The 14,325-nt window shown below is 69.0% G+C and carries 17 protein-coding genes and 3 tRNA genes; 18 read left to right on the forward strand and 2 right to left on the reverse strand.

Annotated features, from left to right (window positions below):
- The first annotated feature begins 2 nt into the window (after positions 1–2).
- The 13 genes from ASD66_RS18670 (at position 3) to ASD66_RS18730 (ending at position 8,674) form a co-directional block, all read left to right on the forward strand.
- On the forward strand, positions 3–1,586 hold the full coding sequence (locus ASD66_RS18670) for a 4-hydroxyphenylacetate 3-hydroxylase family protein (protein WP_056682482.1): 1,584 nt from the start codon (positions 3–5) through the stop codon (positions 1,584–1,586).
- A gap of 10 nt (positions 1,587–1,596) precedes the next feature.
- Positions 1,597–2,448, forward strand: a complete 852-nt coding sequence (gene catA, locus ASD66_RS18675; RefSeq protein WP_056682479.1) for a catechol 1,2-dioxygenase — start codon at positions 1,597–1,599, stop codon at positions 2,446–2,448.
- A gap of 80 nt (positions 2,449–2,528) precedes the next feature.
- The gene (locus tag ASD66_RS18680; RefSeq protein ID WP_057295369.1) at positions 2,529–3,128 is read left to right on the forward strand and encodes a hypothetical protein; all 600 of its coding nucleotides are present in this window, start codon (positions 2,529–2,531) and stop codon (positions 3,126–3,128) included.
- Between the two features lie 15 nt (positions 3,129–3,143).
- Positions 3,144–3,743 carry a flavin reductase family protein gene (locus ASD66_RS18685; RefSeq protein ID WP_235530162.1) on the forward strand — a complete coding sequence of 200 codons (600 nt, stop codon included), beginning with the start codon at positions 3,144–3,146 and terminating at the stop codon, positions 3,741–3,743.
- A gap of 42 nt (positions 3,744–3,785) precedes the next feature.
- Positions 3,786–4,136: a CidA/LrgA family protein gene (locus ASD66_RS18690; protein ID WP_056684983.1), complete on the forward strand. Its 351-nt coding sequence runs from the start codon at positions 3,786–3,788 to the stop codon at positions 4,134–4,136.
- Entirely contained in the window at positions 4,133–4,840 is a 708-nt protein-coding gene (locus ASD66_RS18695; protein WP_200950127.1) for an LrgB family protein, read from the forward strand. The genes ASD66_RS18690 and ASD66_RS18695 overlap by 4 nt, the downstream gene beginning before the upstream one ends.
- Before the next feature lie 28 nt (positions 4,841–4,868).
- On the forward strand, positions 4,869–6,269 hold the full coding sequence (locus ASD66_RS18700) for an amidase (RefSeq protein ID WP_056682469.1): 1,401 nt from the start codon (positions 4,869–4,871) through the stop codon (positions 6,267–6,269).
- 64 nt (positions 6,270–6,333) lie between these two features.
- A tRNA-Thr gene (locus ASD66_RS18705) sits at positions 6,334–6,406 on the forward strand.
- Positions 6,407–6,456: 50 nt separating this feature from the next.
- Positions 6,457–6,530, forward strand: a tRNA-Met gene (locus ASD66_RS18710).
- A 63-nt stretch (positions 6,531–6,593) separates the two neighbouring features.
- Positions 6,594–6,764, forward strand: a complete 171-nt coding sequence (gene rpmG / locus ASD66_RS18715) for a 50S ribosomal protein L33 (protein ID WP_056682466.1) — start codon at positions 6,594–6,596, stop codon at positions 6,762–6,764.
- 110 nt (positions 6,765–6,874) lie between these two features.
- Positions 6,875–7,276, forward strand: a complete 402-nt coding sequence (locus ASD66_RS18720) for an FAS1-like dehydratase domain-containing protein (protein ID WP_056682463.1) — start codon at positions 6,875–6,877, stop codon at positions 7,274–7,276.
- Positions 7,273–7,659 carry a MaoC/PaaZ C-terminal domain-containing protein gene (locus ASD66_RS18725; RefSeq protein WP_056682460.1) on the forward strand — a complete coding sequence of 129 codons (387 nt, stop codon included), beginning with the start codon at positions 7,273–7,275 and terminating at the stop codon, positions 7,657–7,659. Before ASD66_RS18720 ends, ASD66_RS18725 begins: the two co-directional genes overlap by 4 nt.
- Positions 7,652–8,674 (forward strand): UDP-N-acetylmuramate dehydrogenase, encoded by a 1,023-nt coding sequence (locus ASD66_RS18730; protein ID WP_056682457.1) that lies wholly within the window; start codon positions 7,652–7,654, stop codon positions 8,672–8,674. Before ASD66_RS18725 ends, ASD66_RS18730 begins: the two co-directional genes overlap by 8 nt.
- 101 nt (positions 8,675–8,775) lie before the next feature.
- Here the strand turns inward: ASD66_RS18730 and ASD66_RS18735 are convergent, their stop codons facing one another.
- Positions 8,776–9,816 (reverse strand): adenosine deaminase, encoded by a 1,041-nt coding sequence (locus tag ASD66_RS18735; RefSeq protein WP_056682453.1) that lies wholly within the window; start codon positions 9,814–9,816, stop codon positions 8,776–8,778.
- Between the two features lie 21 nt (positions 9,817–9,837).
- Positions 9,838–11,130, reverse strand: coding sequence for an aminotransferase (locus tag ASD66_RS18740; protein WP_056891859.1), 1,293 nt, complete (start codon positions 11,128–11,130; stop codon positions 9,838–9,840).
- 148 nt (positions 11,131–11,278) lie between these two features.
- On the opposite strand from ASD66_RS18740, the gene ASD66_RS18745 reads away from it, so the two are divergent.
- From ASD66_RS18745 to rplA, 5 genes are all read left to right on the forward strand, one after another.
- Positions 11,279–11,351 (forward strand) — tRNA-Trp (locus ASD66_RS18745).
- A gap of 54 nt (positions 11,352–11,405) precedes the next feature.
- The gene (secE, locus tag ASD66_RS18750) at positions 11,406–11,648 is read left to right on the forward strand and encodes a preprotein translocase subunit SecE (protein ID WP_056684977.1); all 243 of its coding nucleotides are present in this window, start codon (positions 11,406–11,408) and stop codon (positions 11,646–11,648) included.
- A gap of 64 nt (positions 11,649–11,712) precedes the next feature.
- Entirely contained in the window at positions 11,713–12,615 is a 903-nt protein-coding gene (gene nusG / locus ASD66_RS18755) for a transcription termination/antitermination protein NusG (protein WP_056682447.1), read from the forward strand.
- Positions 12,616–12,955: 340 nt separating this feature from the next.
- A complete protein-coding gene (gene rplK / locus ASD66_RS18760; protein WP_056682444.1) occupies positions 12,956–13,384 on the forward strand; it encodes a 50S ribosomal protein L11 in 429 nt (142 codons plus the stop codon).
- Positions 13,385–13,476: 92 nt separating this feature from the next.
- Entirely contained in the window at positions 13,477–14,196 is a 720-nt protein-coding gene (gene rplA, locus ASD66_RS18765) for a 50S ribosomal protein L1 (protein WP_056682441.1), read from the forward strand.
- Positions 14,197–14,325: the final 129 nt, after the last annotated feature.

A 14,325-nucleotide genomic window follows, 5' to 3' on the forward strand; every position in this document is an offset into this window, starting at 1 on the left:
CCATGACCGCCACCCAGGACCGCCAGCTCAGCACCGTCACCGAAGGGCTCAACGACGTCCGCCCGATGACCGGTGACGAGTACATCGAGTCGATCCGCGACGACCGCGAGATCTGGATCTACGGAGAACGCGTCAAGGACGTCACCGAGCACCCGGCGTTCCGCAACCCGGTCCGGATGACCGCGCGGCTCTACGACGCGCTCCACGAGGACGCGGTCACGGGTGCCGGCGTACTCACCGTGCCGACCGACACCGGCAACGGCGGCTTCACGCACCCGTTCTTCCGGGCGCCGCACAGCTCGGCCGACCTGGTCAAGGACAAGAACGCGATCGAGGCGTGGGCCCGGCAGACCTGGGGCTGGATGGGCCGCAGCCCCGACTACAAGGCGAGCTTCCTCGGGACGCTCGGCGGAAACACCGAGTTCTACGCACCCTTCGAGGACAACGCGAAGCGTTGGTACAAGGAGAGCCAGGAGCGGCTCACCTACTGGAACCACGCGATCATCAACCCGCCGGTCGACCGCGACCTGCCGCCCGACGAGGCCGGCGAGGTCTTCATGCGGGTCGAGAAGGAGACCGACGCGGGCGTCATCGTTTCCGGCGCCAAGGTGGTGGCCACGGGTTCGGCGATCACCAACTACAACTTCATCGCGCACTACGGCCTCCCGATCAAGAAGAAGGAGTACGCGATCGTCTGCACCGTCCCGATGGACGCGCCGGGCGTGAAGCTGATCTGCCGTCCGTCGTACACGATGGCCGCCGACGTGATGGGCAGCCCGTTCGACTACCCGCTCTCGAGCCGCATGGACGAGAACGACACCATCTTCGTCTTCGACAAGGTGCTGGTGCCGTGGGAGAACATCTTCGTCTACGGCGACGTGGAGAAGATCAACGGCTTCTTCCCGCAGTCCGGCTTCATCCCGCGGTTCACGTTCCACGGCTGCATCCGCCTCTCCGTGAAGCTCGACTTCATCGCCGGCCTGCTGCTCAAGGCCCTCGAGGCGACCGGTGCCAAGGACTTCCGCGGCGTCCAGACCCGGGTCGGTGAGGTGATCGGCTACCGCAACGCGTTCCGGGCCCTGGCCGACGCGATGGCGCTGAACCCCGACGAGGGCCCCAACGGCACGGTGCTCCCGAAGCTCGACTACGGGCTGGTCTACCGCCAGCTGATGATCGAGGCCTACCCGCGGGTGAAGGAGATCATCATGCAGGACGTCGCGTCCGGTCTGATCTACCTGAACTCCAGCTCGATCGACTTCAAGACCCCGGAGGTCCGGCCCTACCTCGACAAGTACGTCCGCGGCTCCAACGGCTACGACGCGGTCGACCGGGTCAAGGTGATGAAGGCGCTGTGGGACGCCGTCGGCACCGAGTTCGGTGGCCGCCACGAGCTCTACGAGCGCAACTACTCCGGCAACCACGAGAACGTGAAGGCCGAGATCCTCTTCGCCGCCGAGGCCCAGGGGGAGACCGACGCGATGAAGGGCTTCGCCGAGTCGATGATGGCGGAGTACGACCTCGACGGCTGGACGGTTCCGGACCTGGTCAACCCCACCGACGTCAACCGCATCCTGAACCGGAAATGAGGAACGACAGATGAGCACTCTCCAGGACTCACCCACGGCTGCCGGGTCCGGCGCCAACGCCAGCGAGAACTTCAAGGCCTCGGCCGCTGCCCACGACGTCGCCGACACCCCGCCCGAGCGGGTCGCCGCGATCGTCACCGCCGTGCTCAAGGGCGTCCACGACGCCATCGCCGAGTACGACGTCAGCTACCCGGAGTTCCAGGCCGCCAAGGCCTGGCTGATGGAGGTCGGCGACGGAGGCGAGTGGCCGCTGTTCATGGACGTGTTCGTCGAGCACGCTGTGGAGGAGCAGGTCGCGAAGTCCCAGCAGGGCACCAAGGGATCCATCCTCGGCCCCTACTACCTGCCCGACCAGGTGAGGCTGCCCGCCAAGGCGGAGCTGCCGCGCCGCGACGACGAGAAGGGCACGCCTCTCGTCCTCACCGGCCAGGTCCGTGACCTCGACGGGACGCCGCTGGCCGGCGCCGAGGTCGACCTGTGGCACGCCGACTCCGACGGCTACTACGCCGGCTTCGCGCCGCACGTCCCCGACGGCAACCTGCGGGGCGTCTTCGTCACCGATGACGAGGGCCGGTTCGAGATCAGCACCATCCAGCCGGCGCCGTACCAGATCCCGACGGACGGGCCCACCGGCAAGATGATCGAGGTCGCGGGCTGGCACCCGTGGCGTCCCGCCCACCTGCACGTCCAGGTGCGGGCCGAGGGGCACCGCACGATCACGACGCAGCTCTACTTCGCCGGTGGCGAGTGGCTCGACTCGGACGTGGCCGAGGCCACCAAGCCCGAGCTGGTCCTGGACCCGCAGGCCGACGACAACGGCGTCAACCGCGAGAGCTACGACTTCGTCCTCGAGCGCGGCTGAGCCGACCACAGACACCCGCGGGGCCGCGCTCCACCCCGCCCGGCCCCGCGGGTATCCAGACTTCGATGAAGGTGAGCACGATGAGCGGTCACGTATGGCACGACTGGCCCTCCCGGGACGAGATCGACCCGCACGGCTCGGTCGTCACGATGGGCGTCTTCGACGGGTTCCACCGCGGCCACCAGGCACTTGCCCGGCGCGCGGTCGGGCACGGCGCCCGGCTGCGACTGCCGACGCTCCTCGTCACCTTCGACCCGCATCCCATGCTGGTCACCTGCCCGGAGCGAGCGCCGCGGGCGCTGCTCGACGTCGACGACCGGGTCGACCTGGCCTTGGCGCACGGTGTCGACGGCGTCGTCGTGCTCCCGTTCACCAAGGCCACGGCCGCCACACCGGCAGAGAGCTTCGTCGCCGACGGGCTCGTGGCCCGGCTCGGGGTGCGCTCACTCGTGGTCGGCAGCAACTTCAAGTGCGGCCGGGCCGGCGCCGGCGACGTCGACTACCTGCGCGCCGCCGGTGCCTGGCACGGCTTCCGGGTCGATGCGCTCGACCTCGTCCGGGTCGGCGAACGCACCTGCTCCTCCACCGAGGTACGCCGACTGCTCGCCGACGGCGACGTGGACGCGGCGGCACAGCTGCTCGGGAGGCGCGACCCGCGTCTTTCGGCCGTCGCGGTCTGAGCAATGCTGGCTCCCGTGAACCCACGCCGCGTCTTCGCCGTCGACGACCCCGACGTCAACCCCTACCGACTGCTGACAGCGCTCGTCGTACCCCGCCCGATCGCATGGGTGTCCACGCTCTCCGGTGACGGCGTCGTCAACCTGGCCCCGCACTCCTTCTTCACCGTCTCCAGCAACCGGCCACCGGTCGTGCAGTTCACCTCGGTCGGCGTCAAGGACACGCTGCGCAACGTGCTGGCGACCGGTGAATTCGTGGTGAACCTGGCCGGTCTGCCGCAGATGGACGCGGTCAACCAGACCAGCGCTCCCTACGAGGCCGGTGTCGACGAGGCCGCCGCGCTGGGCATCGCGATGGAGCCCAGCGAGCTGGTCGCGCCGCCCCGGGTCAGCGACGCACCGGCCTCGATCGAGTGCGTCCTGCACACCACGATCGAGGTCGGCACGTGCACCCTGGTGCTCGGCCGGGTCGTCGCCGTCACGGTCCGCGACGAGGCCATGGTCGACGGCTCACCATCGATGTCCCGACTGCAGCCCGTGTCGCGACTGGGTGGCGCCGAATGGGGCCTTCCGCCCGAGGTCGTCGCACTCGAGAGGCCCCTGCAGCCGCCCCCGTAGCGACCCCCGTGTGACCCGGATCTCGCGCGTAGGGTGACCGCCGTGCTCAACGGAATGATGTGGTTGCTCGGCTGCCAGCTGGTCGGCGAGGTGATGGTGCGCTCACTCGACCTGCCGGTGCCCGGTCCGGTCATCGGCATGGTGATCCTCTTCGGGCTGCTGCAGTGGCGACGCCCCGACACGGGCGCCGGCCTGCTGCGTGTCTCTGACCGCGTGCTGAGGCACCTGCAACTGCTGTTCATCCCGCCGGGCGTCGGCATCGTGGCCTACCTCGGCGCGGTGCGTGAGGACGCGCTGCCGATCACCGGCGCGCTGCTGGTCTCGTGGCTGGCCGGCCTGGTCGCGGTCGGCGTCCTCGTCGCACTGCTCACCCGTCGCAGGAGTGCGGCATGAGCGAGGCGATGGACTACCTGCGCTCCTCGCCGCTGACGGGCGTCGTCCTCACCCTGGCCGCCTACCGCGGCGGGCTCGAGGTGAAGCGCCTGTCCCGGAACCACCCGCTCGCCCAGCCCGTGCTGGTGGCCATCGCGATCGTCGGTGTGGCCATGTGGCTCCTCGACATCGAGTACGACGAGTACCTGGTCGGTGGATCGGTCATCGCGTTCTTCCTGGGCCCGGCCACGGTGGCGCTCGCCGTACCGCTGCACCGCGAGGCGCACCACCTCAAGGAGCTCGCGGTGCCGATGCTGGTCGCCATCCCGGTCGGCGCGTTCGTCTCCATCAGCACTGGCGTCCTCATGGTCCGCGTGCTCGGCGGCGGCGACGTGCTCGAGCGCACGATGGCTCCCAAGTCGGCGACCACCCCGATCGCGATCGCGGTCGCCGATCACGTCGCAGGCAACCCGTCGATGGTCGCGGTGTTCACCATCGTGGTCGGCATGCTCGGTGCCGTCCTCGGGCCCACCGTGCTGACCCTGCTCCACATCCGTGACCGCCGCGCCCGTGGGCTGGCGTTGGGCGCGGCCTCCCATGGCATCGGCACCTCGCGTGCCCTGCACGAGGACCCGACCGAGGGAGCCTTCGCCGGGCTCTCGATGGGCCTGACCGCCCTGGCCACCAGTCTTCTCGTCCCGTTGGTGATCCACCTCCTGGGATGACCCGCAACCGGGCGGTAACTTGTGGCTCATGACACGTGTGCACTCGTTCAGCGATGACGCCCTCGGCGACCTCGACGCCGTCGGACTGGTGGAGGAGATCCAGTCCGGCCGGGTGAGCGTCCCGGAGGTGGTCGACGCCGCCATCGCCCGGATCGAGAAGGTCAACCCGGCGGTCAACGGCCTCGCCTACACCGCCTTCGACACCGCCCGCCTGGAGGCGAAGGACCCGCACGGCGGCTTCTTCTGCGGGGTACCGACCCTGGTCAAGGACAACTGCGACGTCGCGGGTATGCCGACCCACCAGGGCGCGGACGCGTACGCCGGACGCGAGAAGAAGTCCGACGGCGACTTCGCCCGCATGTTCCGCGCCACCGGCGTGATCCCGCTCGGCAAGTCGCAGCTGTCCGAGTGGGGTTTCAGCGCGGTCGCCGAGCACCCGCGCCTGGGCGCCGTACGCAGCCCCTGGGACACCGGCCGCACCGCCGGGGCCTCCTCGGCCGGTGCCGCCGCGTTCGTGGCTGCCGGAGCACTGCCGATCGCGCACGCCAACGACGGCGGCGGCTCGATCCGCATCCCGGCATCGGTGAACGGCCTGGTCGGCATGAAGCCGACCCGCAACCGGATCGCCCAGGACAAGATGATGCGCGACATGCCGGTGCGCATCGTCGCCGACGGCGTCGTCACCCGTTCGGTCCGCGACTCGGCGGCGTTCTACCGCGAGGCCGAGAAGGTCTACCGCAACCTCAAGCTCGCCCCGATCGGCGACATCACCCACCCCGGCCGCAAGCGGCTGCGGATCGCGGTCGCCACCGACTCGGTCGGACGCTCCGCGACCCCCGAGGTGGCCGAGCTGACCCTGAAGACGGCCGCCCTCCTCGAGGAGCTGGGCCACCAGGTCGAGCAGATCACACCACCCGTGCCGGACTCGTTCCCCGACGACTTCCTGCTCTACTGGTCGCTGCTGAGCATGTTCGTGCTGCGCACCGGCCGGGCGACGTACGGCCGCACCTGGGACCCGTCGAAGCTCGACAACCTCACCCTCGGACTTGCCCGACACTGCACGCGCAACCTCCACAGGCTGCCCCTCGCGACCGCGCGCATCGCCGCGTCGAAGCGCATCTCGGCCCGGTTCTTCCGCGACTACGACGTGGTGCTGACCCCGACCCTGGCCCACGAGACGCCCAAAGTCGGGCACCTCGACCCGACACAGGAGTTCGACGAGATCATGGAGAAGCTGCTCGACTGGGTGGCCTTCACGCCACTGCAGAACGCCACCGGAGAACCGGCGATCTCGCTGCCCCTGGCGACCACGTCAGCGGGCCTTCCGCAGGGCATGATGTTCGGCGCGGAATGGGGTCGCGAGGCCACCTTGCTGGAGCTCGCCTACGAGCTCGAGGAGGCCCGTCCGTTCGCCCGGATCACGGTGTGATCCAGGCCTCTCCCACCCGATTTCCTCTTCGCCGTTCGGTCTGTGTATTCTTCACTGTCGCTGCGCCCCTTTAGCTCAGTCGGCAGAGCGTCTCCATGGTAAGGAGAAGGTCTACGGTTCGATTCCGTAAAGGGGCTCTGGGTGTGGGGTCCCGCCGGTTTGCGCCGGCGGGACACCCCGTCCCCGTGGCGGGGTAGCTCAGGTGGTTAGAGCACACGACTCATAATCGTGGTGTCGCGGGTTCGAGTCCCGCTCCCGCTACTCGACAGAACGACCGGCAACACCAGCAACACCCTGCAGTACCTATCCAGCGAAGGACTTCCCGTGGCCAGCAAGAGCTCTGACGTTCGCCCCAAGATCACGCTTGCCTGCGTGGACTGCAAGGAGCGCAACTACATCACCAAGAAGAACCGTCGGAACGACCCCGACCGCATGGAGATGAAGAAGTTCTGCCCGCGCTGCCGCACCCACACTGCGCACCGCGAGACCCGCTGAACAAGTCTCCACACACGTCCGTCGAGGACGACACCCGTCATGGGTGTCGTCCTCGACGCCATTTCACGGCCCACACGCGGCGCGTGGAATCGAATGGATAGGTTGAACCCATGCCGATCGACCAGACCCTGGTGGGGCGCGAGTTCCCGCCGACGGAGCCGTACGCCGTCACCGCCGTCAAGCTGCGTGAGTTCGCCGAGGCGACCGGGGCGCCGTATGACGAACGCATCGCACCGCCCACGTTCCCGATCATCGTGGCCTTCCACGCGATGAACGGATTCCTCGCCGACGTGCAGGTCGACCTCTTCCGCATCGTGCACGGCGAGCAGCGGTTCGCCTACGAGCGCGCCGTGCAGGCCGGTGACGTGCTCACTGCGAGCCTGACCGTCGACACGCTGCGCCAGATCGGCGGCAACGACATCATCGGCACCTCGAGCCGCATCACCGACGCCGACGGCGCCCTGGTCTGCACGACCAAGGCGACGTTGATCCACCGTGGGGAGGACGCATGAGCGAGTTCGCCGACCGCGAGTTCCGGGTGACCCGTGCCGACCTGGTGCGCTATGCCGGAGCCAGCGGAGACTTCAACCCGATCCACTGGAGCGAGCGGGTGGCCACGTCGGTCGGGCTGCCCGGCGTGATCGCCCACGGCATGTTCACGATGGCCCTGGCCGCCCGTGCGGTCGAGGAGTGGGCCGGCGGCCCCGGCAGGGTCGTCGAGTTCGGCTGCAAGTTCACCAAGCCGGTCGTGGTCCCCGATGACGACGAGGGCGTGGTGGTCCGCGTCGCCGGCCGGGTGACCGGCGAGGCCGACGGGCTCATCTCTCTCGCGCTCGAGGTCACCTGCGGCGACGACAAGGTGCTCGGGGCGCCCAAGGCAGTCATTCGTGCCTGACCGCCTGGCCGACCTGACCACCCTGCACCTGGGCGGCCCCGCGGCCACGCTGGTCGAGGCGACCACCGAGGACGAGCTGGTGGCCGCGGTCAGTGACGCCGATGGACGCGGCGAACCGTTGCTGCTGGTCGCCGGCGGCAGCAACCTGGTCGTCTCGGACGACGGCTTCCCCGGCACCGCGGTCCGCATCGCGACCCGTGGCATCACGACCGAGCCGACCTCTGACGGCGTCACCGTCACGGTCGCCGCCGGCGAGGTGTGGGACGACCTCGTTGCCCGCGCCGTGACCAGCGGCTGGGTGGGCGTCGAAGCACTCTCCGGCATCCCGGGCTCCGTGGGCGCCACCCCGATCCAGAACGTCGGCGCCTACGGCCAGGAGGTCTCCGAGACCATCGTCTCCGTCCGCGTCTGGGACCGCACCCTGCGCGGCGTACGCACCTTCACGAACGCAGACTGCGGCTTCGGCTACCGGCACAGCCGCTTCAAGGCCGACCCGGGCCGCCATGTCGTGCTCGAGGTGACCTTCCAGTTCCCCTGCGGCGACCTCGGTGCCCCGGTGAAGTACGCCGAGCTGGCCCGCACCCTCGGTGTCGAGCAGGGTGAGCGGGCACCCTTGGCCGACGTACGCCGGACGGTGCTGGGCCTGCGCGCCGGCAAGGGCATGGTGCTCGACGCCGCCGACCACGACACGTGGAGCGCCGGGTCGTTCTTCACGAACCCGTTCCTCACCCCCGAGCAGGCGCAATCGCTCCCCGAGGGGGCGCCGCTGTTCCCGCAGCCCGACGGCACCGTGAAGTCGAGCGCCGCCTGGCTGATCGAGCGCGCCGGGTTCACCAAGGGCCACGGCAACGAGCGGGTCAGCCTCTCCACGAAGCACACCCTGGCCCTGACCAACCGCGGTCGCGCGACCACCGACGACCTGCTGGCGCTGGCCCGGGAGGTCCGCGACGGTGTCGAGGCCCGCTTCGGCATCCGCCTGGTCAACGAACCCGTGATGGTCGGCTGTTCGCTCTAGTCGGCGTCAGCGGACCGTAGGACAGGTGAGCAGTGTCGCTGGTGATCGGCTGAGCGCACGCCTGGGCCGGGCAAGTCCCACTTACCTGTCCTGTGGTCCGGTCACTGCACTCCTTGGTCCGGTTTCTCCAGCCAGGCGTCGATGTCGGCCATCGCGGTGGCGACGAGGTCGGACGGCGCCCGTGAGGCCCGGAACGACATGCGCGCCAGCTCGGCCAGCCGGGCGTCGGTGAGGTCGTGGGCGGCGCGCATCGTGGCGTACTGGCCCTCGAGCTGGGAGCCGAACAGCAGCGGGTCGTCAGCGCCCAGCGCGATGGTGGCCCCGGCGTCCATCAGCTGGGGGAGCGGCACCGACGTGAGGTCGGAGTAGACGCCCAGCGCCACGTTGGAGACCGGGCACATCTCGAGGGCGATGCCCTGCTGCACCACGCGATCGAGCAACGCCGGGTCCTCACCGACCCGCACCCCGTGGCCGAGCCGGTTCGCGTGCAGGTGGTCGAGGCAGAGCCTGATGTTGTCGGGCCCGCGCAGCTCGCCGCCGTGCGGGGCCAGCAGGAGCCCGGCCCGCTCGGCGATGGCGAAGGCCGGCGCGAAGTCTGCGGTGGTGCCCCGCCGTTCGTCGTTGGAGAGCCCGAAGCCGACCACGCCCCGGTCGACGTACTGCGCCGCGAGCCGGGCGAGGGTGCGCGCATCGAGCGGGTGCCGGGTGCGGTTGGCCGCGATCACCACGGCGATGCCCAGGCCCGTGCGTGCCGAGGCGTCGCGGACGCAGTCGAGGACCAGGTCGGTGAACGCGGTGACGCCGCCGAACTTCGCGGCGTACCCGCTGGGATCGACCTGGATCTCGAGCCAGCGTCCGCCGTCGCGGACGTCGTCCTCGGCCGCCTCGCGCACCAGCCGTCGTACGTCGTCGGGCGTGCGCAGCACCGACCGCGCCACGTCGTAGAGCCGCTGGAAGCGGAACCAGCCCTTCTCGTCGGCCGCGGACAGCTGCGGCGGCCACTCCTCGACCAGCGAGTCGGGGAGCGCGACGCCGTCCCGCTCGGCGAGCTCGAGCAGCGTGGCGTGCCGCATCGATCCGGTGAAGTGCAGGTGGAGGTGCGCCTTGGGCAGGCTGGTCAGGTCGCGCCTCGGATCACGCATGCGGGCAGGCTACAAGGAGGCTCAGTCGGCGAGCTTCTCCGCGGCGGCCAGCAAGGCGCAGGTGGCCACGCCGTCCATCGCCGCGGCGACGTCGGCCAGCTCCGGGAAGGTCGGCGCCAGCCGGATGTTGCGGTCGCGCGGGTCGTCGCCGTGCGGGAACGAGGAGCCGGCGGGGGTCAGCGCGATGCCGGCCTCCTTGGCCAGGGCGATCACCCGGGACGCGGTGCCGTCCATGACGTCGAGGTTGACGAAGTAGCCGCCGGCGGGCTTGGTCCAGGTGGCCACACCCAGGCCGCCGAGGCGCTCGGAGAGCACCCGCTCCACCTCCGCGAACTTCGGGGCGATGATCTCGCGGTGCTTGGCCATGTGGTCGCGCACGCCCTGCGGCGAGCCGAAGAACTGTGCGTGGCGCAGCTGGTTGAGCTTGTCGGGCCCGATGGCGCCCTTGCCGAGGTGCGTGGTGTACCACTTCACGGTCTCGACCGACCCGGCCAGGAACGCGACGCCGGCGCCGGCGAAGGTGATCTTCGAGGTCGAGGCGAACATGATCGGGCGGTGCGGGTTGCCGGCCGCGCTGGCCAGGGTGAGGATGTCCGCGCTCTTGGCCTCGTCCTCGGTCAGGTGGTGGAACGCGTAGGCGTTGTCCCAGAAGATCTTGAAGTCGGGAGCCGCGGTCGGCATGGAGGCGAGTCGGGCCGCCACTTCCTGGCTGGCGATCGAGCCGCTCGGGTTGGCGTACGTCGGCACGATCCAGATGCCCTTGATGCTGGGGTCGTCGGCGACCAGTGCGGCCACCGCCTCGGCGTCGGGGCCGTCCTCGTTCATCGGCACGGTGACCGTGTCGATGCCGAACCAGTCGAGCAGGGTGAAGTGGCGGTCGTAGCCGGGCACGGGACAGATGAAGGTGACCTTCTCCTCCGCACCCCACGGCCGCTCACTGTCGACACCGCCCTTGAGCCACAGGTCGGTGAGGACCTCGCGCATCATGACGAGGCTGGAGTTGCCGCCGGCGACGACCTGCTCGGGCTCCACCCACAGCAGTTCGGCGAACATCGCGCGCAGTTCGGAGATGCCGGCCAGTCCGCCGTAGTTGCGGGTGTCGACGCCGTCGGCGTCCTTCACGCCGTGGGGCAGCGAGAGCAGTCCGTCGGACAGGTCGAGCTGCGCCGGGGCCGGCTTGCCGCGCGTGAGGTCGAGCTTCAGGCCGCCGGCCTTGAGCGCTTCGTACGTCGCGCGCTGTTCGTCGAGGAACGTTGCGATCTGCTCGGGGGAGCGCTCCGCGAGGGGCTGGACGGTCTGGTTCGCCTCGGTCATGGCCCCATGTTTTCACGCGGGAGGGGATGGGGTTGATGCGCACCCGGTTTGGACGCCACCTTGGTGTTCCCCGTAGACTCCCATTTTGGTGATCCCACCCATGCTCAGCCATGCCGCGAAGTCGGCGGGCGAGGCCTGGGCCCACCGGAGGGCACTAGCTCAACTGGCAGAGCATCGGTCTCCAAAACCGAAGGTTGGGGGTTCAAGTCCCTCGTGCCCTGCAACATCAAGCAGCACCGAACAATCGAACAGACAGCAATCGGAAGGTGGAGGACGTGGCGGACAGCGACGCAGTTCGCGGCTCGGGCGACGAGAACGAGCGCACCGGACCAGTCACGTTCGTGCGCCAAGCCATCGCCGAGCTGCGCAAGGTCGTCTGGCCGACCCAGGAGCAGCTGGTCACGTACTTCATCGTGGTCATGGTCTTCGTGATCGCGCTGATGACGCTGGTGTCGCTGCTGGATCTCGGATTCGGCAAGTTGATCTTCGAGATCCTCGCGACCAACACCAAGGAATAGCGCCGCCCCCGGCCCGCCCTGACCTGTCGGGCGGCCCCGCCGGGCACGCACCACGCACTACGAAATGACGGAGCATCACGTGTCGGAGCAGTACGACGAAGCAGCGGTCGACGAGACCGTTGAGCAGGTCGAGGTCATCGACGACGGCGAGGGCGACCTCGAGGTCGAGGCAACCGCCGACACCGAGGCCGAGGCCGAGGTTCTCGCCGAGGACGCCGTCGAGGCCGAGTCCGAGGTCGACGCCGAGGCAGATGCCGAAGCCGCCTTCGAGGGCCAGGCCGACGAGGACGCAGTCGAAGAGGACGCCACCGAAGAGGACGCAGTCGACGAGGACCCCCTCGAGGAGTTCCGCCGCGCGCTCTGGGCCAAGCCCGGCGACTGGTACGTCGTCCACACCTACTCCGGCATGGAGAACAGGGTGAAGGCGAACCTCGAGAACCGCATCATCTCCCTCAACATGGAGGACTACATCCACGAGATCGTGGTCCCCATCGAGGAGGTTGCCGAGATCAAGAACGGCCAGCGCAAGCTGGTCAAGCGCACCGTGCTCCCCGGCTACGTCCTGGTCCGCATGGACCTCACCGACGAGTCCTGGTCGACCGTGCGCCACACGCCGTCCGTCACCGGCTTCGTCGGCCACAGCCACCAGCCGGTCCCGCTGAGCATGGCCGAGGTCGAGAGCATGCTGGCCCCGGCCGTCGTCGCTGCCGCCGAGGCCGAGGCCGCCGCGGCCGAGTCCGGTGGGGGCACCCCGAAGGCCGGCAGCACCGCTGCTTCCCGCAAGCCCGTCGAGGTCGCCGACTTCGACGTCAGCGACTCCGTGATGGTGGTCGACGGCCCGTTCGCCACGCTGCACGCGACGATCACCGAGATCAACGCCGAGTCCCAGCGGGTCAAGGCGCTCGTCGAGATCTTCGGCCGCGAGACCCCCGTCGAGCTCTCCTTCTCCCAGATTCAGCGAGTCTGAGAGTCGAGCTCGCTCGCCTCTCAGATCCGAGCTGGGTCGAGCGAGCGCGCGGCTGAGGCACGAAGCCGCGACCGCGTGTCGAGACACCGGTGAGAGGCGCAGGGCAGGAATCGAGGTTTCGGCCTGGTCTCGACACGGTCGCAGAGCGACCTACTCGACCACCGAGGGATGAGCCGGCCGCTCGACCACCGAGGACGAGCCGGCTTCTCGACGGCCCAAAGAGCAGCACGATTTCACAAGCACCCGGCATCCGGAGCACAATGGTCCGGTTGTCCAGGCAACAGGTAACCAGTGGCAGGGGATCCATCCCCGTCATGACCACACGAAGAAAGAGAAAGACATGCCTCCCAAGAAGAAGATTGCTGCACTCGTCAAGGTGCAGCTGCAGGCTGGCGCAGCGACTCCGGCTCCGCCGGTGGGTACCGCTCTCGGTCCCCACGGTGTGAACATCATGGACTTCTGCAAGGCCTACAACGCGCAGACCGAGTCGATGCGTGGCAACGTCATCCCCGTCGAGATCACCATCTACGAGGACCGTTCCTTCACGTTCATCACGAAGACTCCTCCGGCCGCCGAGCTGATCAAGAAGGCCGCCGGCCTGAAGAAGGGCTCGGGCGTCCCGCACAAGGAGAAGGTCGGCAAGCTGACCAAGGACCAGGTCCGCGAGATCGCGACGACCAAGCTCCCCGACCTCAACGCCAACGACATCGACGCAGCGATGAAGATCGTCGAAGGCACCGCCCGTTCGATGGGCGTCGAGACCGCCTGAGCCTCAGCGCCCAGACAGTCTGACCCGAGCACCACGTGGCAGGGCCGCGCTGGCCCGTGCACCACACACTCTTTCGAAGAAACGAGAACACCATGCAGCGCAGCAAGACCTACCGCGCGGCGGCCGAGACGTTCGACCAGGACGAGCTCTACGCCCCGCTGGCCGCGATCAAGATCGCCAAGAACGGCAGCAAGAAGAAGTTCGACGAGACCGTGGACGTCGTCATGCGTCTCGGCGTCGACCCCCGCAAGGCCGACCAGATGGTGCGCGGCACCGTCAACCTGCCCCACGGCACCGGCAAGACCGCCCGCGTCCTCGTGTTCGCGAACGCGGAGAAGGCCGAGGCCGCCCGTGAGGCCGGCGCCGACATCGTCGGTGGCGACGAGCTCATCGAGAAGGTCAACGGCGGCTGGACCGACTTCGACGCCGTCGTCGCCACCCCCGACATGATGGGCAAGGTCGGTCGCCTCGGCCGCGTGCTCGGCCCCCGTGGCCTCATGCCGAACCCGAAGACCGGCACTGTCACCCCCGACGTGGCCAAGGCCGTCACCGACATCAAGGGCGGCAAGATCGAGTTCCGCGTGGACCGCCACGCGAACCTCCACTTCATCATCGGCAAGGCCTCCTTCGGCGAGGCCCAGCTGGCCGAGAACTACGCCGCCGCCCTCGAAGAGGTGCTGCGTCTCAAGCCGGCCAGCTCCAAGGGCCGCTACATCAAGAAGGTCACGCTGTCGACGACCATGGGCCCCGGCGTCCAGGTCGACCCCAACCGCACCCGCAACGTTGCGGGCGAGGACGACGCACAGGCCTGATCTGCGTTTGTCGTGCACGACACCGGCCGGCCACCCCACTGCGGGGTGGCCGGCCGACGTCATTTGGCCGTCGTCATCTGAACCGGCGGAAGGCGATGTGTTTCGTGGCTGCGGGGCTGGGTAGGTTGC

It is taken from the genome of Nocardioides sp. Root151, from assembly GCF_001427925.1.
Taxonomy (GTDB): domain Bacteria; phylum Actinomycetota; class Actinomycetes; order Propionibacteriales; family Nocardioidaceae; genus Nocardioides.